This is a genomic window from Methanoregula sp., assembly GCA_026625165.1.
Lineage (GTDB): Archaea > Halobacteriota > Methanomicrobia > Methanomicrobiales > Methanospirillaceae > MVRE01.
Genome location: CP112999.1, coordinates 2,123,705 through 2,149,248 on the forward strand (window position 1 = coordinate 2,123,705; position 25,544 = coordinate 2,149,248).

At 49.4% G+C, this 25,544-nt stretch carries 22 protein-coding genes; 15 read left to right on the top strand and 7 right to left on the bottom strand.

Going from position 1 to position 25,544, the window contains the following annotated elements:
• The first annotated feature begins 145 nt into the window (after positions 1 to 145).
• From acs (OS112_11195) to OS112_11215, 5 genes are all read left to right on the top strand, one after another.
• Positions 146 to 2,209: an acetate--CoA ligase gene (gene acs, locus OS112_11195; GenBank protein WAC04998.1), complete on the top strand. Its 2,064-nt coding sequence runs from the start codon at positions 146 to 148 to the stop codon at positions 2,207 to 2,209.
• Between the two features lie 27 nt (positions 2,210 to 2,236).
• The gene (locus tag OS112_11200) at positions 2,237 to 3,490 is read left to right on the top strand and encodes an OFA family MFS transporter (protein WAC04999.1); all 1,254 of its coding nucleotides are present in this window, start codon (positions 2,237 to 2,239) and stop codon (positions 3,488 to 3,490) included.
• Positions 3,491 to 3,696: 206 nt separating this feature from the next.
• On the top strand, positions 3,697 to 5,592 hold the full coding sequence (gene acs, locus OS112_11205) for an acetate--CoA ligase (GenBank protein ID WAC05000.1): 1,896 nt from the start codon (positions 3,697 to 3,699) through the stop codon (positions 5,590 to 5,592).
• A gap of 95 nt (positions 5,593 to 5,687) precedes the next feature.
• Entirely contained in the window at positions 5,688 to 6,176 is a 489-nt protein-coding gene (locus tag OS112_11210; GenBank protein WAC05001.1) for an MFS transporter, read from the top strand.
• A 41-nt stretch (positions 6,177 to 6,217) separates the two neighbouring features.
• A complete protein-coding gene (locus tag OS112_11215) occupies positions 6,218 to 6,949 on the top strand; it encodes an MFS transporter (GenBank protein ID WAC05002.1) in 732 nt (243 codons plus the stop codon).
• 281 nt (positions 6,950 to 7,230) lie between these two features.
• Here the strand turns inward: OS112_11215 and OS112_11220 are convergent, their stop codons facing one another.
• Together OS112_11220 and OS112_11225 are read right to left on the bottom strand one after the other, a co-directional pair.
• On the bottom strand, positions 7,231 to 8,343 hold the full coding sequence (locus tag OS112_11220; GenBank protein ID WAC05003.1) for an ATP-NAD kinase family protein: 1,113 nt from the start codon (positions 8,341 to 8,343) through the stop codon (positions 7,231 to 7,233).
• An 11-nt stretch (positions 8,344 to 8,354) separates the two neighbouring features.
• The gene (locus OS112_11225; protein ID WAC05004.1) at positions 8,355 to 9,713 is read right to left on the bottom strand and encodes a TrpB-like pyridoxal phosphate-dependent enzyme; all 1,359 of its coding nucleotides are present in this window, start codon (positions 9,711 to 9,713) and stop codon (positions 8,355 to 8,357) included.
• A gap of 218 nt (positions 9,714 to 9,931) precedes the next feature.
• Between OS112_11225 and OS112_11230 the strand changes: the two genes are divergently transcribed.
• The 10 genes from OS112_11230 (at position 9,932) to OS112_11275 (ending at position 21,835) form a co-directional block, all read left to right on the top strand.
• A complete protein-coding gene (locus OS112_11230) occupies positions 9,932 to 10,729 on the top strand; it encodes a hypothetical protein (protein ID WAC05005.1) in 798 nt (265 codons plus the stop codon).
• Positions 10,730 to 10,932: 203 nt separating this feature from the next.
• Positions 10,933 to 11,601 (top strand): Yip1 family protein, encoded by a 669-nt coding sequence (locus tag OS112_11235; protein ID WAC05006.1) that lies wholly within the window; start codon positions 10,933 to 10,935, stop codon positions 11,599 to 11,601.
• Positions 11,602 to 12,768, top strand: coding sequence for a hypothetical protein (locus tag OS112_11240; protein ID WAC05007.1), 1,167 nt, complete (start codon positions 11,602 to 11,604; stop codon positions 12,766 to 12,768).
• Positions 12,769 to 12,776: 8 nt separating this feature from the next.
• Entirely contained in the window at positions 12,777 to 13,454 is a 678-nt protein-coding gene (locus OS112_11245; GenBank protein ID WAC05008.1) for an ABC transporter ATP-binding protein, read from the top strand.
• A complete protein-coding gene (locus tag OS112_11250; protein ID WAC05009.1) occupies positions 13,451 to 14,650 on the top strand; it encodes an ABC transporter permease in 1,200 nt (399 codons plus the stop codon). The genes OS112_11245 and OS112_11250 overlap by 4 nt, the downstream gene beginning before the upstream one ends.
• 71 nt (positions 14,651 to 14,721) lie before the next feature.
• On the top strand, positions 14,722 to 15,582 hold the full coding sequence (locus OS112_11255; GenBank protein WAC05010.1) for a class I SAM-dependent methyltransferase: 861 nt from the start codon (positions 14,722 to 14,724) through the stop codon (positions 15,580 to 15,582).
• A 714-nt stretch (positions 15,583 to 16,296) separates the two neighbouring features.
• Positions 16,297 to 16,896, top strand: a complete 600-nt coding sequence (locus tag OS112_11260) for a type II toxin-antitoxin system VapC family toxin (GenBank protein WAC05011.1) — start codon at positions 16,297 to 16,299, stop codon at positions 16,894 to 16,896.
• A gap of 1,023 nt (positions 16,897 to 17,919) precedes the next feature.
• A complete protein-coding gene (locus tag OS112_11265; protein WAC05012.1) occupies positions 17,920 to 18,936 on the top strand; it encodes a hypothetical protein in 1,017 nt (338 codons plus the stop codon).
• Complete coding sequence (locus OS112_11270) at positions 18,933 to 21,176, top strand: hypothetical protein (protein ID WAC05013.1); 2,244 nt, start codon at positions 18,933 to 18,935, stop codon at positions 21,174 to 21,176. The genes OS112_11265 and OS112_11270 overlap by 4 nt, the downstream gene beginning before the upstream one ends.
• A gap of 2 nt (positions 21,177 to 21,178) precedes the next feature.
• Positions 21,179 to 21,835, top strand: a complete 657-nt coding sequence (locus OS112_11275) for a hypothetical protein (protein WAC05014.1) — start codon at positions 21,179 to 21,181, stop codon at positions 21,833 to 21,835.
• 42 nt (positions 21,836 to 21,877) lie between these two features.
• Here the strand turns inward: OS112_11275 and OS112_11280 are convergent, their stop codons facing one another.
• From OS112_11280 to OS112_11300, 5 genes are all read right to left on the bottom strand, one after another.
• Complete coding sequence (locus OS112_11280; GenBank protein ID WAC05015.1) at positions 21,878 to 22,243, bottom strand: hypothetical protein; 366 nt, start codon at positions 22,241 to 22,243, stop codon at positions 21,878 to 21,880.
• A 73-nt stretch (positions 22,244 to 22,316) separates the two neighbouring features.
• On the bottom strand, positions 22,317 to 23,456 hold the full coding sequence (locus OS112_11285; GenBank protein ID WAC05016.1) for a pyridoxal phosphate-dependent aminotransferase: 1,140 nt from the start codon (positions 23,454 to 23,456) through the stop codon (positions 22,317 to 22,319).
• Positions 23,453 to 23,860: a 6,7-dimethyl-8-ribityllumazine synthase gene (gene ribH, locus OS112_11290; protein ID WAC05017.1), complete on the bottom strand. Its 408-nt coding sequence runs from the start codon at positions 23,858 to 23,860 to the stop codon at positions 23,453 to 23,455. The genes OS112_11285 and ribH overlap by 4 nt, the downstream gene beginning before the upstream one ends.
• Before the next feature lie 60 nt (positions 23,861 to 23,920).
• Positions 23,921 to 24,382, bottom strand: coding sequence for a riboflavin synthase (gene ribC, locus OS112_11295; GenBank protein ID WAC05018.1), 462 nt, complete (start codon positions 24,380 to 24,382; stop codon positions 23,921 to 23,923).
• Entirely contained in the window at positions 24,379 to 25,509 is a 1,131-nt protein-coding gene (locus OS112_11300) for an alanine--glyoxylate aminotransferase family protein (GenBank protein WAC05019.1), read from the bottom strand. The genes ribC and OS112_11300 overlap by 4 nt, the downstream gene beginning before the upstream one ends.
• Positions 25,510 to 25,544 lie beyond the last annotated feature (35 nt).

The following is a 25,544-nucleotide window of genomic DNA, read 5'->3' on the forward strand; positions in this document are numbered from 1 at the left end:
TGTCAGATCCATTGAAAAATAATTTCCCCCGTAGTTTTTTTGGGAGACTGTGAAATATTCCGATGTGATCAAACTGTCGAATTGGTCTTCGACAAATTATAAATATGATGTTTAGCATGATTAATAATGTAAAATTGGTGAACACATGGCGACCAAAGAAGTTACAGAAACATCAGAAGTGGAGATAGCTGTCCACTGGAAAGAAGAGGGATATTATTATCCTTCGGCACAGTTCATCGCCCAGGCAAACATGACGGATGAGACCGTCTTTGACCGTTTCGGTCTTGATAAGGTCCCAAACTGCTTCAAGGAATATGCAGACCTTCTTGACTGGTATGAATACTGGCAAACGATCCTTGACACGAGCGATGCTCCCTGCTGGAAGTGGTTTGCAGGCGGGAAAATAAATGCCAGCTATAACTGCATTGACAGGCATCTTGCAAAGAACAGGAATAAAACTGCGATCCATTTCGTCTCCGAACCTGAAAATGAAAAAGTTGAACATGTAACATATCAGGAATTGTATGTTCGTGTTAACGAATTCGCAGCACTTTTACGGGACTTTGCTGGTCTGAAAGCCGGGGACAGGGTAACCCTTCACCTGCCTATGACTGCCGAACTTCCGATTACCATGCTTGCATGTGCTAGACTGGGTGTTATTCATTCGCAAGTATTCGGGGGATTCAGTGGCAAGGCTGCTGCTGACAGGATAGTCGATTCGGGAAGCAGGGTATTAATCACAATGGATTCTTACTACAGGAGTGGAGCACTTCTTGATCATAAGGAAAAAGCTGACATCGCTGTTGAAGAGGCAGAGAAGGCCGGGCAGGTTGTCGATAAAGTCCTTGTGTGGCAGCGTTATCCCGGTAAATATTCAGCACAGACTCCGATGGTTGAAGGACGCGATTTCTTTGTTAATGATCTGTTAACGAAGTATTATGGAGCAAGAATAGATCCCGTCCCGATGCCGGCTGAAGCCCCACTGTTCCTGATGTATACAAGCGGCACAACCGGAAAACCAAAAGGATGCCAGCACAGCACCGGCGGCTATCTTGCCTATGTTGCAGGAACGTCAAAATATATCCAGGATATTCATCCCGAAGACGTTTACTGGTGCATGGCTGATATCGGCTGGATTACCGGGCATTCTTACATCGTTTACGGGCCTCTTGCCCTTTGTGCATCCACGGTAATTTATGAGGGTGTACCCACATATCCCGATGCGGGGCGTTGCTGGAGAATAGCCCAGGACCTTGGTGTAAATATCTTCCATACTTCCCCGACCGCTATCCGGGCCTTAAGAAAGGTTGGTCCTGACGAACCGGCAAAGTATAATTATGAATTCAAGCACATGACAACCGTTGGTGAACCAATAGAGCCGGAAGTATGGAAATGGTATTATCATGAAGTCGGGAAGGGCAAGGCAGTGATTGTAGACACCTGGTGGCAGACAGAAACCGGTGGCTTTTTGTGCAGCACCTTGCCCGCATTAAAACCCATGAAACCGGGCAGTGCAGGTCACGGGATGCCCGGAATCCATCCGATTATATATGATGAAGACGGGAAGGTTATCCCCTCAGGGGCAGGGAAGGCGGGCAATATCTGCATCCAGAATCCATGGCCCGGTTCATTCCAGACGATATGGGGTGACCGCGACAGGTATGTCAGTACATATTATGCAAGATATTGCAAGGATAAAAACAGCAAGGACTGGAGAGACTGGCCATATCTGGCAGGTGATGCGGCCGTACAGGCCAAAGACGGTTATTACCGTATACTGGGCAGAATCGATGACGTCATCAATGTATCCGGACACAGGCTTGGAACAAAGGAACTCGAATCGGCGGCACTAACCGTTCCTGAAGTAGCAGAGGCTGCAGTCGTTCCGGTTAATGATGAGATCAAAGGCAAAGTTCCGGATCTTTATGTTGCGCTGAAACCCGGGTTCAAGGCGAGCACTAAACTTGAGAAAAAGATTTCTGATGCCCTTGCCAAGGAGATCGGGCCTATAGCTAAACCGAAAAAAGTATGGATTGTAACTGATATGCCTAAGACCCGGTCAGGAAAGATTATGAGGCGGGTGCTCGGGGCAATATCGAACAACAGAGATGTGGGGGATATCACTACACTTGCAAATCCCGAGATAGTTGAAGAGATTTCGAAGATGGTCTGGCCGAGTCACAGTAACGGCACTGGTGAAGTGGTGTAATCTTCCTTCTAATCCGGAGCGTGTGGAATGAGTGAAATTAATGATAAAATTTTAGGTATAGATGCTGAAAAAGGGCGCTGGGTTCTTGTCATTCTCGGTTTGATCATCAACCTATGTCTTGGTTCGGTATATGCGTGGAGTGTGTTTGTTGCACCGCTCACGAATTATTTCACGAAGGATCTGGGCCAGGCAGTCACGACAAGCGAGATCCTGCTGCCATTTTCCGTGTTTTTGGCATTCTTTGCCATTGCCATGCCGTTTACCGGCAAATATATTGAAAAATATGGTCCGCGGAACATCACTATTGTCGGAGGGTGCCTCACGGGGCTTGGGTGGCTTCTGTCTTCGTTTGCCGGGTCCGTACAGTTGCTCTACCTGTTCTATGGAGTGATCGCAGGAGTTGGTGTGGGAATTGCCTATGGTGTACCCATTGCGGTTTCTGCACGCTGGTTCCCTGACCGCCGCGGGCTTGCCGTTGGGCTGACGGTTCTCGGATTCGGGTTCTCGGCAGTTCTGACTGCCAATATTGCAGGATTCCTCATCGGTGCCTCTGGGGTCATGAACACCTTCAGGGTGTTCGGCATCGCATTTATCATCCTTATCATTCTGCTTTCATTGCCCCTGAAATTCCCTGCAGCAGGATGGAAGCCGGCCGGATGGAACCCGCCTGCGCTAAAACCAGGAGAGGAGATCTGTGAGTGTGACCGTGGAAAGATGTTAAAAACATCCACATTCTACGGGCTCTGGGCCTGTTACTTCATCGGCTGTCTTGCCGGGCTGATGGCGATTGGTATAGCAAAGCCCGTGGGCGTTGATGTTGGTGTGGAGGCCGGGCTTGCCACGATGCTCGTCGGAGTCTTTGCAGTATTCAACGGCTTTGGGCGCCCGGTCTTTGGCACCCTTACGGATAAGCTGACCCCCCGGAATACCGCGATGATATCCTTTGTCCTGATCGCACTGGCATCACTGCTCATCTGGCAGATGCCGACAGTGCCAGTTTATGTCCTTGCCTTTGTCATTCTCTGGGGATGTCTCGGAGGCTGGCTTGCAATCGCTCCGACCGCGACAGCAAGTTACTTTGGCACCTGTGATTATCCACGATGCTATGGCGTGATGTTCCTTGCATACGGGGCAGGGGGCATTGTCGGACCGCAGTTGGCCGGGTTCATTAAAACATCAACAGGATCATACATGGGTGTGTTCCCCTATGTTCTTGTCCTTGCAGTGGTCGGTATTGTCATCGCATTCACCCTGATGAAACCGCCAAAGGCACAACAATAAAATCAAAACCGCCATTTTTGAAATAATTGATAAAAGACTGTATCGCTGTTCATTTGTTTTGCAGGTCTGTCGATGGAGCCAGATGGTACTATAATCTTTCCTTTCACAAAAATATACATGAAGGCAGAAGGGGGTTCCTTTTTTGAACAATCCCTTAATTTTTTATACGATTCTGTTGTGATTAATAATGTAAATTAGGAGCGAACATGGCTGACAACTTCGACGTCAAACTTGTTGAGGAGATGAAATATTATACACCAGGTCCGGAATACAAGCGAAATTCCTGGATTGGGGATTACCAGAAGGCTTATGATGAGTTCCTTGCAGACCCCGATGCATTCTGGAGCGGGATTGCACAACAGCTTGACTGGATCAAGCCCTGGGATGCTGTAAAAGAGTGGAAGTATCCCTATGCCAGGTGGTTCACGAATGCAAAACTCAATATTACCGCAAACTGTCTTGACCGGCATGTCAATAACCACCGGCGGAACAAGGTCGCCCTGATCTGGCGGGGGGAGGGAGGGGCGGAGCGGATTTACACGTACCAGAAACTCCTGTCCCACGTGATGCGATTTGCAAATGCATTAAAGAAAATCGGAGTGAAAAAAGGTGACCGCGTCTGTATTTATATGCCGCTTGTCCCGGAACAGGTCATTGCGATGCTTGCCTGCGCACGGATCGGTGCAACGCACAGTGTGGTATTCGCAGGATTCGCCGCAGCAGCATTAAACATGCGAATTCAGGATGCCGAAGCAAAGGTCGTAATAACCGCGGATATTGCAGTACGCCGCGGCAAAGCTATCCAGCTCAAGGCAATCGTTGATGAGGCCCTGATCCACGCTCCTACGGTAGAGCATGTCATTGTGCTCCGGAGGAAAGATCCGTCTGTCGATCTCCACCCAACCCGGGAGCTGGATTTCTATACGGTGATGGATGATGTTTCTGATGACTGCCCGCCTGAAGTAATGGACGCCGAGGACCCGCTTTTCATATTATACACGAGCGGATCCACCGGAAAACCAAAAGGAGTTGTGCATACCACGGGCGGCTATATGGTCGGAACCTATTACACCAGTAAATATGTCTTTGATATCAAGGACAACGACATTTTCTGGTGTACTGCTGATCCAGGCTGGGTTACCGGGCACAGTTATATTGTCTACGGTCCCCTAGCGGTTGGTGCAACGGTATTCATTACAGAGCTCACTCCCGATTTTCCTGATGCGGGCAGCTGGTGGAGCCTCATTGAGGAACAGAAGATCACGATATTATACACTGCACCAACCGCCATCCGTACATTCATGAAGGTCGGGGATAGCTGGCCCAACAAATATAATCTGAAATCCCTGCGCATCATCGGTTCTGTCGGTGAGCCATTAAATCCGGAGGCATTTGAGTGGTACTATCATGTGATCGGAAAGGATCGGTGCCCCATTGTTGACACTTGGTGGCAGACAGAAACGGGCATGCAGATGATCACCACTATGATCGGCGAAAAGATGCGCCCGGGATTTGCAGGAAAAGCAATTCCCGGTGTTGAGGCAGATGTGGTGGATAAATCCGGAAAACCTGTCCTGGCGAACACCATGGGATTCCTTGTCATCAAATCACCGTGGCCTGCCATGCTGCGAACATTATACAAAGATGATGAACGGTACCGGAAGTACTGGTACACCATCAATAACTGTTATACAGCGGGCGACCTTGCAGTCAAGGGCAAAGAGGGCAATATCATGATTCTCGGGCGTTCTGATGACATCATCATCGTTTCCGGTCACAATATCGGCACCGCTGAAGTGGAGAGTGCTCTCGTATCCCATAAGGCAGTGGCAGAGGCCGCCGTCATTGGCAAACCGGATCCGGTGAAAGGGAACTCGATCAAAGCATTTGTGATTCTCCGTCTTGGTTTCCAGAAAAGTGACAACCTTATTCAGGATCTTGTTCACCATGTGCGGACGACGTTGGGGCCGATTGCAGTTCCCCATGAGATTGAATTTGTTGATAAACTGCCAAAGACCCGCAGCGGGAAGATCATGAGGAGGGTGCTCAAGGCAAAGGAGATGGGAATGGATCCAGGCGATGTATCAACGCTGGAGGAGTAAAATCCCCAATTTTTTGTATGACTGCTGAACAAAAGGAAAAAAATGCAAAAAAATTTAATCTGATTGAAATTTTCCTCTCTCTCTGGAGCGTGCGAATGAGCGAAGTTACGGATAAGATCTTTGGGTTGGGTGCAGAAAAAGGGCGATGGGGCCTCGTCATTCTTGGCATGATCATCAACCTTTGCCTTGGTTCAATCTATTCATGGAGTGTGTTTGTTGGTCCGCTTACCACCTACTTCACCAAGACACTGGGGCAGTCTGTTACTGCAAACGAGATCCTGTTGCCCTTTTCGGTATTCCTTGCATGCTTTGCCCTTGCGATGCCGTTCACCGGCAGGTATATTGAAAAATATGGTCCGAGGAATATCACGATCATCGGGGGGTGCCTTACCGGGTTCGGGTGGCTCCTCTCTTCGTTTGCGGGATCAGTCCAATGGCTCTATCTCTTTTATGGGGTGATCGCCGGAGCCGGCGTCGGGATCGCGTATGGTGTTCCGGTTGCTGTTGCCGCACGCTGGTTCCCTGACCGCCGTGGACTCGCTGTCGGGCTCACACTGCTCGGGTTTGGTTTTCCGCGGTTCTGACCGCTAATATTGCCGGAAATCTCATCGGGGTTTCCGGTGTCATGAACACGTTCAGGATTTTCGGTATTGCATTTATCATCCTGATCGTGGTGCTCGCATTACCCCTGAAATTCCCGCAGGCCGGATTGAGCCCTGCCGGGTGGTCTCCCCCCACTTTAAATCCCGGTGAACAGAACGGATGCGAAATGCGGCGGGAGCAGGTGCTCAGGACTCCTTCATTCTACGGGCTCTGGGCATGCTACTTCATTGGGTGCCTTGTCGGGCTAATGGCGATTGGGATTGCAAAACCGGTAGGTACGGATGTGGGTATTGAGACGGGACTTGCCACAGTGCTCTTAGGTGTCTTTGCAATCTTCAACGGTTTTGGACGTCCCGTTTTCGGTGCCCTCACAGACAAGCTTACCCCGCGGAATACTGCCATACTATCATTCATCCTGATTGCATTTGCCTCGCTTCTAATGTGGCAGGTCCCGGTTGTACCGGTATACATCCTTGCCTTTGTCATTCTCTGGGGGTGTCTTGGCAGCTGGCTCGCCATCGCACCGACTGCCTGCGGGAGTTACTTTGGCACTTGTGATTACCCGCGTTGTTACGGGGTTCTTTTCCTTGCATATGGCGCTGGCGGAATTGTCGGACCCCAGCTTGCCGGGTTCATCAAAACTTCAAGCGGTTCGTATCTTGGGGTGTTTCCCTACGTACTTGCCCTTGCAGTTATAGGACTTGTGATTGCTTTTACCCTCTTGAAACCACCAAAAGCCCTACATCAGGAATAATCATTTCTCTCCTTTTTTTATAACGGGCACTATCACATTTCAGGGAAATCCATCACCGGTTCACACGATACCGCATAAAATCCCGGCATCCATCTTCACCGAAATCCTGGCCTTCAAATCCTTGGATCACGACACGCCTTACCTGCCGTTCTGCATTACGGGGTATAAGACGAGGGTATTGTGAACAGGGGGCCACGATAGAGGATTACTCAGGCACAATAATACTCCAACACGGAACTCAGAAAGGTGAGATGTGCGTGCCAATTTTTCTTCTATTATTACTATTCAGCCATAGGCTGGTAGATCCTCTTTCGCTGCGCAATCCGGTACCCTGAGATGACCTGCATATGATCCCCGAATGCGGCATCAAGCGAGGAGTCCCCGGTATCAACATACAAAACGGGTGTTCTTGAAAGCTTGTATGGCGTTGCGACAACGATGATATTGTTAATCCCGATTATCCTGATCACTGCCGGGCTAACCTGCTGGGTGCCCCTTCCCAGCACAAACCCCTGTGCACCGATGATGCTGATGATCAGTCTTGCCTCCCGTTCGCTGGAAAGCAGGGCGAGGATCCCATTCTCACTGAGATCAGCAGCCACAAGCATCCTCCCCCGGATCGCATCAAACCCGAGAAGGGTCTTATTAACACCAAGCACATCTGCAATCATTTTTGTCGTCGTCCCGGGTCCCAGAATGGTGAGCTTATCAGGAGTCCCGTCAACAACCTCAGATATAAACTGTGCAATTTCTGCCTTGGCTCTTTCCTCATCCGGCTGCTCAAAGACCTGTTTTGTGCCAGCGACTTTCTCTAAAATGTAGGGCGTCTTGGCATAACCATAGAGCGTGGTACGAAGGGCTCCACCCCTGTACGCGCCCTCATCCACATCGACAACCTCTCCATCCCGCAGAGGTGTGGTGCCGGTCTGCTCCAGGAGTTCGGCTGCCGCCTGAGGGGATACTGCAAATACCCCCGAATACATCTTGACTCCGGCAGGGATTCCAAGCATGGGGACTTGGGTTCCTACAACATCAAAGACATCCCGGGCAGTTCCATCTCCCCCGCAGAACACGATCATCTCCACACCGGAATTGAGGAATTTCCGGCAGGCATTTTTTGTGTCTTCTGCGGTTGTCTTTTCCGGACTGCAATATTCAACAGAGAAGTGTGTTATTTTGGCTTTTTGCATCGCGGCTTCTCCCATATTGCCAGAACAGGTGAAGAACCGGAGGTTGACACATTTCAGGGCGCGAAGTGCTTCCTCAGCCCGTTTCTGTGCATGGGGAACTGCTCCCCGTATTGTTGCCTCATAAACGAGCCCGTCTGTGCCTTTTAGACCTACAGCCCCACCCATCCCTGCGTAAGGATTGATGAGAAAACCGATGGTATGCATGTAAAAAGAGATCAGGGGACTTTTGGGATCCGTGCGAGCGACTCTTTGATGAGCGCATCCGGATACTCGTAGTCCACGAGGCTGCCTGCGTAGTAGGCATCATATGCTGACATATCGAAGTTGCCATGCCCGGAGCAATTGAACAGAATGGTCTTCTTCTCGCCATTCTTTTTACATTTCAGGGCTTCATCGATGGCTCCTTTTACTGCGTGGGATGTCTCCGGTGCAATAATAATCCCTTCGGTCCTGGCAAAAATCTGGGCGGCATCGAAGACCTCGCTCTGGTGGTAGGATACGGCCCGCATTACGCCATCATGAACAAGACGGGAGACAATTGGCGAGTCGCCGTGATAACGGAGGCCACCGGCATGAATTGAGGGCGGGACAAAGTCATGCCCCAGCGTGAACATCTTGAGGAGCGGGGTATACCCGGCTTCGTCTGCGAGGTCATAGGTATACAGGCCTTTGGTCAGTGTAGGGCAGGACGCCGGTTCTACACCGATAATATCCACGTCTTTATGTTTCCCTGTAAGTTTGTCCCCGGCAAACGGGAACGAGATCCCTGCAAAGTTGGAGCCGCCGCCAACGCATCCGATCACCACGTCCGGGTAATCATCGACCGTCGCCAGCTGCTCCTGGGCCTCTAAGCCCATTACCGTCTGGTGAAGGCAGACATGGTTCAGCACCGAGCCCAGCGCATAGTTGGTATTGCTGTGGCTTGCGGCATCCTCCACCGCCTCGGATATTGCCATGCCGAGACTTCCCGGGGTCTCCGGATCTTTTACGAGCATTGCCTGCCCGGATTTTGTCTTGGTGCTGGGGCTGGGGATACACTCTGCCCCCCATACCTGCATCATCGACTTCCGGTACGGTTTCTGGGTATAGCTTGATCGGACCATGTAGATAGTGCATTGCAGACCGTAAAGCATCGTCGCAAATGCAAGGGCGGATCCCCACTGCCCCGCGCCGGTTTCGGTAGCGATCCTCTCAACACCGGCTTTCATGTTGTAGTATGCCTGCGGGATTGAGGTGTTGGGCTTGTGGCTCCCTGCCGGGCTCACTCCTTCCCATTTGTAATAGATCTTTGCGGGTGTTTTCAGGTACTTTTCAAGCCGGTGCGCACGGTAGAGCGGGCTTGGCCTCCAGAGCCGGAGAACATCCTGCACATCTTCAGGAATATCAATAGTACGCTGGGTGGTGACCTCCTGTTTGATCAGCTCCATAGGAAATATTGCTTTCAGGTCATCGGGACCAATCGGCTTTTTGGTCTGCGGATGGAGCGGGGGGTCAAGGGGAGAGGGCAGATCTGCCTGGACGTTATACCATTTTTTAGGCATCTGCTCCTCATCAAGGAGAATCTTGGTCTGCATATATTCATTTATTCAATTGTACAGATATATACTTAATTGAACAAATTTGTTATTTGATGTAACATTAAATACAATTTTTTGGGTCGGAGGAGCCTTAAATAGGCGATATTCCTCTCAACCCGCGTGAACGGGGATTTTAGCAGTCTGCCCAAGCAAGAAAAATCACACATTTATCCTCATCCTGTCCATGGTATTGTACACAAAGGAGCCTGCCGATTATGCCATTTATTTACTATGGACAGGGGGTTGCCCCACTTTACCAGGATTTTGCTGAGCGCCTGATGTCACATCTCGCACTCAAAGGTACCGAGATCACCCACCAGATGCTCAACCCTGCCTCAGCCCAGATGGATGTGAAACATACCGGTGAGACCGGAAAACTCAACTTCGCGATTGAGAGGGAGAATGTCAAGGTGGTCTACACGGTGGATCGTGAACGCAAGGAGGAGTCCAAGGGGGTCATGGGAGCGGTTACCGGCGCCGGTCTCGGTGGCATCCTCGGCAGCGTCCTGCGCCGGGACCAGGGGGTCGGTGATGCGATTGCGGGGGCACTTGGCGGTGCTGCGGCCGGAGGAGCTTATGGTGCTTACGATGGGTACCAGGAATCACAGGAACAGCGCACGAATTTTGCTGCAGTCCTTGCCGAGACTGTAAAGGAGGTCGAGGACGAACTTCAGAACATCCTGCAGGGACAGGAACAGGCACGCGAAGCGACCCGGGAAAAAGCCCGCGAGAAGATAGCTGAAGAGTCAGGAAAGGCTGAAGAGTACCGCTCCCTCCTTGAAGAACTGTACGGGCAGATCCTTTCTGTGCAGGAAGAAATTGAACTAGCAAAGAGCGAAGGGGGGAAAATTTCAAAGCCAAAAGCACGCATCGACCGTGCCAACGCGCTCTACCAGGAAGCACAGGCTGCATTCGACAAAAAAGAGTACAGCTCCATCAGGCCCAAAGCAACCGCTGCGCAGAGCATGGTAGACAAAGCCCGTGAGCTGATGGCGTCGGGAGATGTGGAATGAGGGGACCAGAAAAGAATTGATTTCCGTATAAATGGGCAGCTAATTCTTGGTGTTTGGGATAAAATAATCAAATCGATTTTCCTTTTTTTAAATTCAGATTATCTGCCGTACTCAGCAAGAATATAAATGAGGGGATGCAAAGTTATTAAAAGTTGTTATTCGAGCAACAACAATATGGTTCGTTGGCGGACGGTGATGAGAGAATGCAGCGTTCAATTACTGAAATATTTTCAAATCCGGATATCTTTTTTCGGGATCTGATGACAGAAAAAGAAAACCTCAAAGTCCCGGCGCTCATCGTGATTGCAGGAGGGATCGTCGCTGCTGCATACGCATATGAAGTCGGTGGCCTGACGGGACAGATGATGGGAAACCTCATGGCCGGCATAGGGACCATCATCGCGGTCTGGGCAATTGCCGGAGCCCTTATCGGAACATTGCTGTTCTGGGTTATCTGGGCCGGGATATTTTATACCATGTCCTCACTTTTCAGGGGTAAAGGCAGTTTCAGGCGCACCATGGAGTCGGTAGGATATGGTTATCTCCCGCAGGTTGCCGGAACTATCATAACGCTTATCATTTCCTTTTTCTACATCCCGAAAGTGCGAGTGCCGGAAATTTCCGCAGCTGCCCTTCAAGACCCACAGGTGATACAGGAAGCCATCAAGGCCCTCATGCATGATCCGGCCATGATGGAACTGGCACAGATCTCTTCAATTATCACAATCATTGTTCTCTTACTGAGCGCAAATATCTGGATCTTTGGATTGAAACACGCAAGGGTGCTCCCGATAAGGGATGCTGCAATCTGTGTGCTCGTACCGGTTGTCGGTTATGTTGTCTATCTGCTCTATATGCTGGCCGTGATATAAATGAAAAAGATACTTGTTTATTCAACTATTATCCTGTGTCTGCTTCTTGCCGCATTTATCGGAGTGGCAACCGCATACCAGACTGATTCCTCTCTTACTGCCGCAGGGAAAATCTATGTTTCCAAGATGATGTATGATCCCACGGTTTTTTTTACAGGTGATACCGGAACTGTCACTGTTGAGGTCACAAACGGCAACTTCACCGGTACGGACCAGGGGGTTGTGGTAAATCATGCAACATTTTCTGATAAAAATATCCGGCTCACCAGCGGGTCATATGATTCTTCGTCCAATATTGGTCCCGGTAAGTCCCGGACATTCACATTTTCTGTCGTTGCAGATGTTAGGGAGGGCACGTATTATCCGACATTCTCGTTGAGTTTCCGTGATGCTGACAGCTTGTTCCACCGTGATATGGTACAGGTAGACAACACCCCGCTCATCGTGACGGTTTTAAGCAAACCCGATGCGTTCACGCAAGACAGGAAAAAAACTATTACCGTACAGGTGGCAAATCCGCGGAAAAATGATGTGAAAAATGTCGTCCTTGAAGTTACCGGTGCCGGCTTTGATGTAACACCTTCAGAGACTTTTATTGGTTCACTTGCATCCGGAGCCAAGACCACAGCAGATATAGCAGTAACCCCCTACCAGCCAACAACACTCGGTCTTACCGTGAAGTATAACAATGGCGATAACCCTCATAAAGTCACCACAGAACTCCCGATCGTCTTTGGGCCGGATAAGAAGCAGGCAGAGCCGATCATCAGCAATATTCAGGTGAAATCAACTAACGGTATCTATCATATCACCGGTGATGTGACCAATGCCGGGCTGGAAAATGCCAACTCTGTCGTGGTCACATCCCTGTTTCCTGCAGTTCCCGAGGACCCGTACAAATCATACGTGGTGGGAGTCCTCAAGCCGGATGATTTTGGCAGCTTTGAGGTGACTTTTTCCGCAGATAACGGCGCTATTATTCCGGTCCAGATGTCGTACAAGGATGCAGATGGAAATGTAATTACATCCCGGCAGGATGTCAAGATTTCCGTGAACTCCGCTTCATCTCAGACGAACGATCTTCCCGTGATCCCCATTATCGCCGGGATCATTATCGTCGGAGTATTTGTCGGAGGATGGTTCTTCTACCTTAAAAAGAAGAAGTGATCTTTTCCATGGACGAACAGGCAGTCATGTCGTTTCGGGACGTGGTGAAGGTATACCCGCTTCCCGCAGGAGACGTCACCGCACTCGATGGTGTCACGTTCCGGGTGGACCGGGGGGAGTTTATCTCAATCATGGGGCCATCCGGATCCGGGAAGTCCACGCTGCTCAACCTTATGGGGTGCCTTGACACCCCGACTTCCGGTGACATCTTCATCAGCGGCACCAGGATTGGGGATATGACCGATGCTGAGCTGACCAGCCTCCGCAGGGACCGGATCGGTTTTATCTTCCAGTATTTCAACCTCTTTCCGCTGTTAAACACCATTGAGAATGTAACGTTCCCAATGATGCTGAAATCACAAAAGACGGTTGATGAAAAAAAAGCACGCGATGTGCTCCGGGCAGTCCAGCTGGAGGAAGAACTCTATACACATACTCCGATGGAACTCTCCGGGGGCCAGCAGCAGCGGGTTGCCGTCGCACGGGCACTCGTCAACGACCCGGACATCCTGCTCTGTGATGAGCCGACAGGCAACCTTGACTCAAAAACAGGAGCGGGTATTATGGACCTGATGACCGAACTCAACCGCAACGGTACGACGATCATCATGGTAACCCATGACCCCAATATCGCAAAATACTCAAACCGGACCATCCGTATTGCCGATGGGAGGATTGTGGAATGAGCGGTGGGATATTTTTTGAGATCGCGAAAAGGAATATCCGGATCCATATGCTCCGCTCATCGCTTGCGATGCTTGGAATCATCATTGGTGTCGTTGCCATTGCGTCCATGGGTATTCTGGGCAACAGCATGGTGCTCGCGGTATCAGATAGCTTACGGACGGTTGGCGACAGTGTCATCGTCACTCCCCATGTCGGGGGTACCGCCCGCGGGTTTGGCGGAGGGACGGGGGGGGGATCATCCTCGCTCTCCATCTCCGAGCAGGATTACCAGCAGATAAAACGCGTATCAGCCCCGAATGTGGCGATCCCGGTGCTCCAGACATCTGACCGGATGAAGCTTGGTGTGGGCACCGATGATATCGTGGCACCTGTCTATGGCCTGAACCCTGATGATGTCCCGGACCTCCTGAAATTAAAAGAAGGCGGGTACAGCCGGGGCAATTCCGGGTGTCTCGTAGGATCCAAATTCGCTGATGACAACAAAGTCAAGGTCGGAACACGGATCGCAATCGGTACTGACGGGACCAAAGGAACACTCCGGGTTACCGGTATCATCGAGGAAAGGGGGATGGCATTTGATGTCAGCACCGATTCCGCGATCGTTGCGACAAAAGACTGGTTTGATAATGCCTACAGCCGCAGTGACTATGACAAGGTCGTGATCAAGGTCAAAAACCTCGATGATCTCCCGACGGTCAAGACCGCGATCGAGAAGCAGATGAACCGCCGGGACACAATTGTTGATGTAATGGACACCCGTAAAACGATGGAGACCATTTTTCAGGCATTCGGTCAGATCACCACATTTGTCACCGCGATTGGCGGGATATCGATGATCGTCGCAGGGGTTTCTATCCTCAATATCATGATGATGTCGGTGACGGAACGGATCAAGGAGATAGGTATCATGCGGAGCATCGGGGCACAGAAGCAGGAAGTGATGCGGATGTTCCTGTACGAAGCGCTGATCCTCGGGATTGCCGGAAGCCTTATTGGTGGCGTTTTAAGCCTGCTCGGTGGATATGCCATCAGCAGCATGATGTTACAGACAACGAAATACCTGTTCGTCCCCTCGAGCCTCATCAACATCGTCTATGGCGTGAGTTTTGGTATTGTCGTATGCCTTGTCTGTGGTATCTACCCGGCATGGCGGGCGGCAAACTTAAACCCGATCGATGCGCTGCGTCACGAGTGAGTTTAATCAATAAACCATAATCTTTGTTTTAACAGAACCTTTTAACCGGTTGCGTACATAACTAAAATCCTATGAGCCCGGCACCCAATCCCCCACCCTTTGATTTAGACTGGAACGAAATCTGGAAGGCGCGGCAGCTGCGGCACGAGGCGTCGAAACACTTCGATGATCCCTCGCATAACTGGGACAGGAAGGAGAATGCCGAGCGGTACAATGCCGGTTCGAAGAGCGAGTACGACGCCCGGGTTAAGATAACAATCGCCAGCCTTGAGATCAGCCGTACGTCGCGTGTGCTGGACATCGGCGCCGGGCCTGGCACACTCGCACTCCCGCTCGCCCCGCTCGTCAGCGAAATAACCGCAGTTGAACCGGGAAAAGGGATGGTCGATCTCCTGTACGAGAACATGAAAAAAGAGGGGATCAAAAACATCACCTGCATACAGAAACGCTGGGAGGATGTCGACATCTCCCGGGATCTTGCCCCACAGTACGATGTGGTTATCGCGTCGCTCTCCCTCACGATGGAAGATATAAGAGAATCGCTTGCCAAGATGGATGCTGCTTCATCCGGGTATGTCTACCTCTTCTGGTTTGCTGACCCGCCGTTCTGGGAGCGGATGTATGTCGACCTCTGGCCAGAGCTGCATGGCGAGACCTATCATCCCGGGCCCAAAGCCGACTGCCTCTTCAACGTCCTGTACCAGATGGGAATTTACCCGAATGTTGAGATGCTTCCGTTGCAGAAAGAATACCGGTTCTCCACCCGCAGGGAGATGACAGCGTTCTTCCGAAAACGGTTTGCGGCAAAGACGCCAAGACAGAAACTCGTTCTGGACAGGTATCTCAAACCGCTGATCCGGAAAGAAGGGGACGAGGTCGTGATCTCCGGGGACTCGAAACTTGCGAAGGTGTGGTGGAAGAAGGCAGAATAAGCTTAAGTTCTTGATGAAATCCCCGTTGCCACCCACTCAGGGTCCGTGGGGAACGCCCCCCCTCCAAATTCATTTACCCCCTCCGTTTTTCCCCACACCAGACCAGTTTCCAGAAACCTCCCGACGAAAACAGGGTGGCACCCCTGCCCGCGGACAAGGGGTAACTCGAAGATATCTTTGATATCTTCTCAAGTCTGCCATTCCTTGGATAGGCAGACACCCCCCACCCACTTGGATCGAGACCCCATCCGCGATCGCGTGAGGGGTCTTGAGTACGATGACCTGCCCCCCACCTTTGAGCACATGAGGGGGTACCCCCACCACGTTCCGGTTTTTTAGTCTCCGACGGAGACTTCATCGCGGTAACCGTCTCTTCTTGTGGAAAACGGGTGGGTACCCCCACTCATGTGCCATGAAGTGCCCCCCTACCCGCTTAGATCGAGTTACCCCCTCAGACCCCTCCAAGGGCTCGGGCTTGCTCATACCAGCTCCCCCCACTTATGTACGATGTTGGGGGGTAGGGGGGGCTATCCCCTCAAGAGCTTAGAAGTAGTGGAGGGAATTACCTCCTTGTGACCGGATCGTGGTTTGCTATTCCTTGATCGCATAAGGAAGTTGAGGCGGAGATTATACACAATTGATTAATACCGTTACGATAAGTGAATAATAGGATAGATATGGCTGCACAAAAATCCATAAAAAAAGGGAAGAGAAGTGCCACGGCGGGTGCAAAAAGAGCCCCATTCGTTCTCAAGCCTATTAAGAAATCTTCAGGCAAAAAGCGCAGGTGATACCATCCCTGCCGCATATATTTACATCGACACCAACGTTATACTCGATGTTGCAATTAAGCGAAATAACAAATCTGTCGAGCTGCTGGATGCGGTAAGAGAGCGGGGTATGAGGATCTGCACATCCCATTTTTCAATGATGGAAGCTCTTGGTGTCCGGCAGGAACATCTATACATTATGAATGAGTTACAACGTGGGGAGAGGGTTGATAAAATCCTGCGGAACCGTGGCCAGCGAAACCTTTCTCATACCGATCTTATTACGGTTTACAACAATCTAATCTACTCATTTTATGAACAGTACAAGGATACCCTCGACTACTGGTTCCTCACACAGCGCGGATGGGAAAATACCACCCTCATCATGACGAAGATCAATATCTCGGCGATGGATGCCGTCCATGTCGCCACAGCGGTTGAGGCAGGGTGCGACCGGTTCGTTTCATCGGATACGGCATTGATCAAAAATGCAAAATCCCTGATTACCGCATATCCTCCTGATAAAATGATCCGGGAGATCTAACGGGATTTTCCAAACACGGACGTACGATAGATCTCTTTTCCTTAGCCACTCAAACTATTCAGATCAGGCAACCCCATCCCCTTCAACGACCGGGTCGGCCTTTCTCAGACCAGCTCCCCCCACTCATGTACGAAGGTGGGGGGGTCACCATCAGCCTCAAAGGGGGGGTATACCCCAGACCCTCCAAGTTTGCACCCTCATCCCCTCATCTTCGCGTGGAACTCACGACGGGGCACGCTATTTTCCAGCCAGTGTCAGACAGGGGGGATACCCCCCACTCGCGTTGATCAGGTCACCCCCTCCCCCCCGTGCTCAGGGCTCAGGGTATACCCCCCTCCTACCCCCTGCACCCATGGGGGGTGGGGGTACCTGCCCCCCTGTCCGTTCTGCACCTTCCGACGGAGTGCTCTACGTTCACGGCCTCCGTTTCCTGTGCAAATGGGGGGGTACCCCCCTCTCTTTCCATGAGGGGCACCCCCCATCACTCTGAGTGAGCTACCCCCCTCCCCCCTTCCGGATTTTTTAAAGGTAGCCCCCACCTACCCACCCCTCCCTTGACATGCGGGGGGGCTACCTCCCCCTATGTATGCCACCCCCCTGGCCTCGGATTTTTTTCCAGAGTGTGGGGGGGTCACCCTGATACCCCCCTATGCCTTTGCCGGATTCAGACCTCCCTCTCGCATCCGGCCGGGTGGCGCTTTGCGTGGAGTTTCAGACGATAAGGCCTCTTTTCATTCTTCGCGGAAAAAGGGGGAGGGGGGTTCCCGTGAACCCACCCCCAACCCTTGCGGAAATGAGACCCTCCCCTCATCATGGCACCCCCCTTGTTCCGGATTTTTTCATAAAGGGGTGGGGGGTGTGGGCGATGACCCCCGGTGTTGGGATTCTTAATTCAAGAATAATATGCTGGGGTGGAGATCCTATTGAGTTATTCTGTATTTGCCCCCAATTCCCAATATAACACCAAAGTTATTTAGATTTTCAAGAAAGTTATATAAAGCGGGATTGACAATATGGCTAATTATGAAGATCTTGGTTGAAATAAACGAAGAGTTATTCAAAAGGATGAAGGAAGTAAATCGGGATTCTTCCATTTCAAACTTCATCCTTGCAGCTATTGAAAATCAAATAGAACTTGAGAAAGAAGAACTAACGGACTTCGTAGATGTAGAGATAAAAAAATCAAAATCTCCTGAGAAATTAACTAGAGAAAAACCGTTTAATAAGGATTTGAAACAAGAAAAAGTTGAGATTGAGATCGTAAATAACCCCATAAGTTTCGACAAGATCAATACAATATCAATAAAGAAACCTATTAAAAATTATTACATTTGGGGACAATACAATAAATTTTTCACATTAAAATTTGCGCTCCGGTATCTTTCATTGATGCAAACAAAAAACAATTCTGCTCCGGTAAAACTCGTTGAGTTCCAGAACAAATGCGCGAAAGAAGCTTCAAAGATGAAACAGATTTTAAGCGAAAGCGATGAGAGGGTAGAAAGAAAATGGGGGGAGGCTTTTTCAGCGGGGCTTCCAGAAGACGAAGAAAAATCCCGATCCCGATTCATTCACCATTTTATTGGATACACTGATTCACAGGGGAATTCAGTTGGAGCACTATCCGACTTAGGATTTGTTGTGATCGAGAACAATCAGATCGCATTATCTCCTCAAGGGTTGGCATTTGCGCAACTGAAAAATCCCATACTCGATGAGAATCCCTTTTCTCCTGCTCTATTCAGCCAGGAAGAACGGCAATTCCTGATCGATCACATCAAAAGCAACATACCCACCGAATGGCAGGGTATGAAGACCGTTATTCAATGGATAGATAGCGGCCTCAACACTCCTGATTCCCTGAACGCAAAAATGGCGACACTGGAGCCAACAAAGTGGACCCCCAAGATGGCAAATACCTACAGGACAGGGATGCTCGCGAGAATGCTTGATTTGGGATTCATTTCACGGAAGAAGATTGGGGTAAAAGCGAACTATGTTGTGACGGAATTTGGTAAGAAGGTGGTGGGCATTACATGACAGAAAAAAAAGCAATAAAAATTGATCCTAGAGTTGCTAAGCAGGATGCAAAAAATGCCGTGAGAGATCCTTTAGATGCATTTATTGAACTCATCACAAACAGCATGGACAGTTATAATCGTTTAAAAAGCAGAGGTGAGTCAATATCTAAAGAAAACGACGGTAAAGTTGAACTGTATTTGTTAAAGAAAACACGAGGCCCCAAAAAAATTGCAGTAATTGCCTGTAAAGATTGGGCTGAGGGAATTGCATCTGATAAATTAGAAGATTATATTTCTGGTTATGGATCGAGGACCAGCGGTAAAGATATCTGTCAAAGTATTCGCGGATTTTTCGGAAGAGGATTAAAAGATGCTGCCGGGGGGCTTGACGGAATAGGTGAAATCTATTCGGTAAAAGATGGAAAAATATCCATCGGAAAAATTGATGGCCAAGATAAAAATTCAATCTCTTATTACCCTGTAGAGACAGTTGAAACCACTATAGAGAATTTGAAAAAATATCACTTAGACGATGGCGCAAAAACTTTCACAATGGTCAGTTTTCCCACTACAAATAAACCAGTCCCTAATTTCAGCACATTTACAGAGAGACTTACCAAATGCGTCCCGTTGCGTCCTTTAATGGCCAAAGGGAATATCAAATTAATTCAAATAGAGAAAGGAAAGGTTATCAAGGAGCAATTATTGAGATACAATTTCCCCAAAGGTGTCGAACTGTTAAAAGAGGAAAATAACAAAATTCCTGATGAAAATGCCACATATTCTATTATTATATGTAAGAGTGAGGAGCCATTAACTCAGTCAGAAGATGGAAAATTCAGACAAGGCGGATTGCTCATTATGAGTGGGACAAGCGTGCATGTTGCCACTCTTTTAAAATTTGAGGGAGATCCCAATGCCTCAAAATTTTTCGGGGCTGTTAGATGCGATCATATTGATACGTTGATGCGATTGGATGAACATATTGTCGCACCATCACGACGTGATTTAGATTGGGATCACCCTTTCATGAAAAAATTGAAGTTGGAAATAGAAAATAAATTGAGACCATTCATTGATATTGAGAGAGAAGAAAAAGAGCGTCAATCAAAAGGAACCAGTGAGGAGATCCTTAAAAAGAATGAATCTATGGGTCGCAAATTGGGTCAATTGTATAAAGAGATTATAAAAGATGAGGGGCTTTCTTCATTAGAGGGCCAAGATGGTTCTGATGATAACGGCATCATTATACCTAGTTTAGGCTTCGGTTTCATTCCTTCCTATTATTCACTTGAACCTAAAAAGACTCAACAATTGCGATTAGTAGTTGAAAGTCCAAGAAGAATATCCGATAATCAAAAAATATCATTTGAATCTACGAGGGGTAGCATCACAATCGACAGAAAACAAATATCCATCAATGAAGGGGATCACAAGCCAGAAAAAGGGATATACATTTTAAGAATAGGAGTCACGGGGAATAAAGAAGGTGAAGAAGGGGAGATAATTGCACGAACAAAAGATAAACGTGGTTTTGATGCTACAGCAAAGGCGCGCGTTGTTGTAAAAAAGGCAGATGTTTTTACTGATGCTCTAACATTCTCCCAGTCAGAGTATAAAATTAAAATCGAACAAACATCAAAAATCACTTTAAGAATTAATACTGAAAAAATACCGAAAACTACCAAAAAAATCAAGTTGTCAAGCAATAATCCCTTTATTCTACTCGATAAACATGAATTGACAATTTCTCATGATAAGGGTATCATTGAATCACATATCCCAATAAGAGGAACTAGAGTTGGGGAAAATGGAGTGGTAATTGCTATCGTTGAACAATTCCCAGATCTCAAATCTGAAGCTAAAATAAAAGTCGTATCAAAAAATCCATCAGCTCCACCTACAGGATTTAAAATAGAATTCCACCCCGAACCAACCCCAATTCAACGAGCATTATGTAAAGGGAGTGAAATTTACATTTTTATCAAAGAACCTACGGTTCAGAAATACTTTGGCGAGAATGGTGAATATCAAAAAAGCCTTTCATTCGCAGTTCTATGTGCAGATCTAATAACTGATGCTTTTTGTTCCAAAGTAACAGAAGAAATCAGTGAGAGGATTCCTTTCCTGGGTGAAGATAAAAATACCGCAATGAGAAGCAGATTAAATAAGTACAAAATGAAGTATGGTCCCATAATACATTCAGTATATGTTGAGGCAGAACTTCTGCAAAAAGAACGGACATTATTCGAGGTTTAATAATGGATACGCAAAAAAAGAAACATACTAAGTCAAATGCAATAAAACTAAATTTTTATGAAAAAATGCCACTGTCTGATTTAGTTCTATATTCTATTTTTTCACTTCAAAATCAACAAATTGAAACGAATTTTGAAAATATAGTTGTAGAGAGTTTTGAATTATTTCCTGAAAAATTCTCAATGCAAAGTTATTCTGAATACCCAGATCCAAATAGAGTGCGACGAGAATTACAGAGAATGGATGGGAAAGGTTTTCAGGTTGGTGACGAACAATATGTTGATGGTAATTTAAAAACTACCTACAAATTTACAGATAAAGGACTGCAGAAATTAAACCAAATACAAACATTATTAAAAACTGGAAAAGCGGAAAAAACTCAAATTAAAAGTAAAATTAAGGATTCGAGAGGGAAAATTGGCCGAGTTTTAAATGAGATTGAAAAAAATCCACTCTACAAAAAATTTTTATTGAACGGGGGTGCTATTGAAATATCAGAGCCTCTTTTAAGAGATTTATTATTTGCTACCATGGAAACATCTGATGACAAATTACGAAATAACATGAAGACACTAATTGAATATTGCGATGTAGCAAATAGAGAGGATTTGAAAGCATTTCTAATCCAAATCTGTAAAAAATTCTCAAATATTTTTTGATATCTAAAATTAATTACACAAATGCTGATTTCTTAAATATATTCAAATGGTATCATCTATATCTTCCATTAATTCCCCTTTAAACATCATCGTATCAAAATCGCACCCAAGATCGTTATATGATTCCGCGACCTGGTCCCAGAGTTTCAACTGAATCCTTTCGTAAACAGTCTCTGCGTCAAGCTTTGATAATCTCTTGAATTGTGATTTAGTAAGATACAATATGTACTCCTCTCGTCTCATGCCGCGATTCAGCCAGAAACGAAAATGATAGATTTGTTGGTCAGATGTCTGGTGGGGAAGACGACGATTACCACAGGCTAGACAGGTTTCGGCCATCTCCCTCTGCTCATGCCCGCAGTCCGGGCATGTAAAAATGATATCTTCTCTCGCCTGCCAGTTGGTCATGCAGGACCAATGCCGGCAGACTGATTAAATTTTTCGAATTGCTTCGAGGCTAAAAAAGGAAAAACAGAGTGGCCTATTTCCCGCTAACTTTCCGGATCCTCTGCATCGCTTCCTTCAACCTCTCCATCGAGGCCGCATACGAAAGCCGGATCCAGCCCGGGGCATAGAAGGCAGTTCCCGGGGTCGCTGCAACATGCGCCTTCTCAAGCCAGCGGGACGCGATTGCCATGTCGTCGCCGTCAACCTTGACAAACGCATAGAACGCCCCATCTGCCGGTGCTGTCGTAAAGCCCATCTGGTTCAGCTCGGCGATCACGTATTTTCGCCGGCGGTCAAACTCCTGCCGCATCTGCTCGATGCAGTGCTGGTCGCCTTTTAATGCTGCGACAGCGCCGTACATCGCAAAGGTGGTGGCCTGTGAGACCGAGTGCTGCTGCACCTTGGACATCTGGCGTATGATCTCCAAGGGGGCAACAGCATACCCGAGCCGCCAGCCGGTCATTGCAAAGGACTTGGAGAAGCCGTTGATCGTGATCGTACGCTGCGCCATGTCCCCGATGCTCGCAAGTGCGATATGCTCTTTGCCATACACCAGCTTCTCGTAGATCTCGTCTGACATCGCGTAGATGTCATGGTCGCAGCAGATGTCTGCAACAAGCTTCATCGATCGTTCATCAAAGACCGCACCTGAAGGATTGGACGGCGAGTTGATGACAATCATCTTTGTTTTTGCGTTTACCCTCTCCAGCACTGAATCGTCAAGCTGGAAGTTTTTTGTGTTGAGCGGATGAAAGACCGTTTTCCCGCCGGCGATCTGCACGCAGGGTTCATAAGAAACCCATGCGGGGGTGAGGAGGAGGACTTCATCGCCCGGGTTGAGCACCGCCTCCATCGCCTCGTGGATGGCATCTTTTGCCCCGCAGGTGACGATCACCTGATCGGGCTTGCAGGGGACGTGGTTCTCGTGTGTGATCTTTTTGCTGATGGCAGCCAGCAGTTCCGGGATCCCGTTGCCCGGTGCATAGTGGGTTTCGCCGCGCCGGATTGCGTCAATGCAGGCCTCCCTGATGTGCCGGGGGGTATCGAAGTCGGGCTCTCCGATAGAGAGGCTGATGACATCGGTTCCCTCCCGCTGCATCTTCTGTGCCCGGGCGGTGATCTCAAGGGTGGCGGAAGGGGCAATCTCGGAAATCTTTTCCGATAACTGCCTCATTTCAATCGCTGGACAAGCTTGATGGCTGACTCGACTGCACGTTTCGCATAATCGATCCGCTCGTTTGCCTCAAGGCGTGTCATTCCCGGCCCGGAGATGCCGAGCGTCACGGGTTTGCCGAACTCGAGCGAGAGGTCGATGATCTTCCGTGCTGCGTGCTGGACTACGATGTCGTCGTGCTGAGTTGCGCCTTCGATCACACAGCCAATGGTAACAACAGCATCAACTTTTCCTGCCTGCAGCATCTTCTTGATCGCGAGCGGCATGTCATATGCCCCGGGGACATAGATGCACTCGGTCACCTGTGCGCCGAGAAACGTCGCATGTTCCCTTCCCTCGATCTCCATCATGTACGTGATGTCACGGTTGAATTCCGCAACCACAAATCCCAGTTTTATCGCCATAACTCACTGCTCACGTAATCATTGTGTAATGTAAAACCAGATAAACTCATACTCTCTTTTTCACCGCCGGGCAGGGCCGGCATCCGCAAATCCCTGGCGCTGCCCGGTTCCCGCTTCGCGCTCCAGGTCCCGCGGGTGCAGGACGAGCCTGACCGCATTGACCGCATGCTCCCGTGTGCGCTGCTCCGCAAGCCACGCAAGCTCGCGGCCGTCTTTTGCCTCGTCCTCGTGGACGAATACCTCGATGATGTGGGTATTGGTCATCAGCTGGCACATAATCAGCCCCTGCGAAGCTTCGTGGGCGCAGAGCCGGTCTTTCTCCTGCCCGCCGGGCATTCCCAGCGCCATGACGATATCGCAGCGCTGCTCCTCGATCAGTTTCTTGCATGCCACCGGCAGGTCCTTTATGCCCGGCACCGTCACGCGCTCTATGGCAACGCTTGCATGCTTTTTGAGCTCATCGATAGCGATGGCTCCCATGTTGACGCGGGAAAAGGTAGTGTCGGCAACCCCCACTCTCATCCGAATACCTCGCCCGCTGCCTGCACACCGTCACCCTGCATTTTATATCCGAGTTTCTTCAATGCGACCTGTGTCGCTGCAAGGGTGGCGAGGATCTCCGGGGCACCGACTGCACCCATGCTCCCGATCCTGAAGATCTTACCTTTCAGGTGGTCCTGCCCGCCTGCAATGACGATGCCCATCTTCTTGATGCTATCCCGCATCTCGGCATCCTTAACCCCATCCGGATACGAGATTGCCGAAACCGTTGTGGAGTACTCGTGCTTCGCGTCGATCTTCGGGTACAGGGAAAGCCCCCATGCCTTTGCCGCTGCCCTTACCGCTTTTGCCATTTTCTGGTGGCGTGCGATCCGGCTGGCAATCCCCTCTTCCTCAACAATAAGGCATGCCTCGCGGAGCGCTAAAAAGAGCGGGACTGCCGGGGTGTACGGTGTCTCCATCGGTTTGTTTCCTGCACTCTTCCTGTACGCGGCAAGGTCAAGGTAGTACGGCGGGTTCCTGCAGAGCCGGTCCCATGCCCTGCTGCTCACCGATACGGCAGCCAATCCTGCCGGGGCCGCAAGGCACTTCTGGGAGCCTACAATGGCAACATCCACTCCCCATGCATCGGCTTCCACAACGTCGCCGCCGATGGACGTGATGCCGTCCATCACAAAGAGAGCGTCGTGCTTGCGGGCGAGCCTTCCCACTTCCTGCGCCGGGTTCTTGATACCGGCTGATGTTTCGTTGTGGACAAGAGTGACAACCTGTGCCCCCTGCTCGAGCCGTTCTTCAAGCGCCCCGAGATTGAGCGGGGTCCCCCAATCCGATGCGATCTCATGTGCTTTTCCATAGCGCTGGCTGATCTTGTAGAGCCGCTCGCCAAACTTACCGTTGACAAGGCAGGCGATCTCCTTATCCCGTCCGAAATTTGCAACTGCAGCTTCCATGCCAGCGGTACCTGACCCGCTGATCACAAAAAGGTCGTTTGATGTCCCAAACACAGTCTTGAGCACGCGGATGCAGTCACCATAGACCGCACCAAATTCAACGCTCCTATGATTGATGGCCTGACGCATCATGGCGTAGCGGACACGTTCCGGCATCGGAACCGGGCCCGGCAACATCAGTAGTGGTTCTTTTTCCATGTGGATCTGCCCATAGTATATTTATATAGACGGGA

Bases quoted from the DNA above. Each gene is read 5' to 3' on its own strand.
- acs (WAC04998.1), top strand. From the start codon at position 146: ATGGCGACCAAAGAAGTTACAGAAACATCAGAAGTGGAGATAGCTGTC.
- OS112_11200 (WAC04999.1), top strand. From the start codon at position 2,237: ATGAGTGAAATTAATGATAAAATTTTAGGTATAGATGCTGAAAAAGGG.
- acs (WAC05000.1), top strand. From the start codon at position 3,697: ATGGCTGACAACTTCGACGTCAAACTTGTTGAGGAGATGAAATATTAT.
- OS112_11210 (WAC05001.1), top strand. From the start codon at position 5,688: ATGAGCGAAGTTACGGATAAGATCTTTGGGTTGGGTGCAGAAAAAGGG.
- OS112_11215 (WAC05002.1), top strand. From the start codon at position 6,218: ATGAACACGTTCAGGATTTTCGGTATTGCATTTATCATCCTGATCGTG.
- OS112_11220 (WAC05003.1), bottom strand. From the start codon at position 8,343: ATGCATACCATCGGTTTTCTCATCAATCCTTACGCAGGGATGGGTGGG.
- OS112_11225 (WAC05004.1), bottom strand. From the start codon at position 9,713: ATGCAGACCAAGATTCTCCTTGATGAGGAGCAGATGCCTAAAAAATGG.
- OS112_11230 (WAC05005.1), top strand. From the start codon at position 9,932: ATGCCATTTATTTACTATGGACAGGGGGTTGCCCCACTTTACCAGGAT.
- OS112_11235 (WAC05006.1), top strand. From the start codon at position 10,933: ATGCAGCGTTCAATTACTGAAATATTTTCAAATCCGGATATCTTTTTT.
- OS112_11240 (WAC05007.1), top strand. From the start codon at position 11,602: ATGAAAAAGATACTTGTTTATTCAACTATTATCCTGTGTCTGCTTCTT.
- OS112_11245 (WAC05008.1), top strand. From the start codon at position 12,777: ATGGACGAACAGGCAGTCATGTCGTTTCGGGACGTGGTGAAGGTATAC.
- OS112_11250 (WAC05009.1), top strand. From the start codon at position 13,451: ATGAGCGGTGGGATATTTTTTGAGATCGCGAAAAGGAATATCCGGATC.
- OS112_11255 (WAC05010.1), top strand. From the start codon at position 14,722: ATGAGCCCGGCACCCAATCCCCCACCCTTTGATTTAGACTGGAACGAA.
- OS112_11265 (WAC05012.1), top strand. From the start codon at position 17,920: ATGAAGATCTTGGTTGAAATAAACGAAGAGTTATTCAAAAGGATGAAG.
- OS112_11270 (WAC05013.1), top strand. From the start codon at position 18,933: ATGACAGAAAAAAAAGCAATAAAAATTGATCCTAGAGTTGCTAAGCAG.
- OS112_11275 (WAC05014.1), top strand. From the start codon at position 21,179: ATGGATACGCAAAAAAAGAAACATACTAAGTCAAATGCAATAAAACTA.
- OS112_11280 (WAC05015.1), bottom strand. From the start codon at position 22,243: ATGACCAACTGGCAGGCGAGAGAAGATATCATTTTTACATGCCCGGAC.
- OS112_11285 (WAC05016.1), bottom strand. From the start codon at position 23,456: ATGAGGCAGTTATCGGAAAAGATTTCCGAGATTGCCCCTTCCGCCACC.
- ribH (WAC05017.1), bottom strand. From the start codon at position 23,860: ATGGCGATAAAACTGGGATTTGTGGTTGCGGAATTCAACCGTGACATC.
- ribC (WAC05018.1), bottom strand. From the start codon at position 24,382: ATGAGAGTGGGGGTTGCCGACACTACCTTTTCCCGCGTCAACATGGGA.
- OS112_11300 (WAC05019.1), bottom strand. From the start codon at position 25,509: ATGGAAAAAGAACCACTACTGATGTTGCCGGGCCCGGTTCCGATGCCG.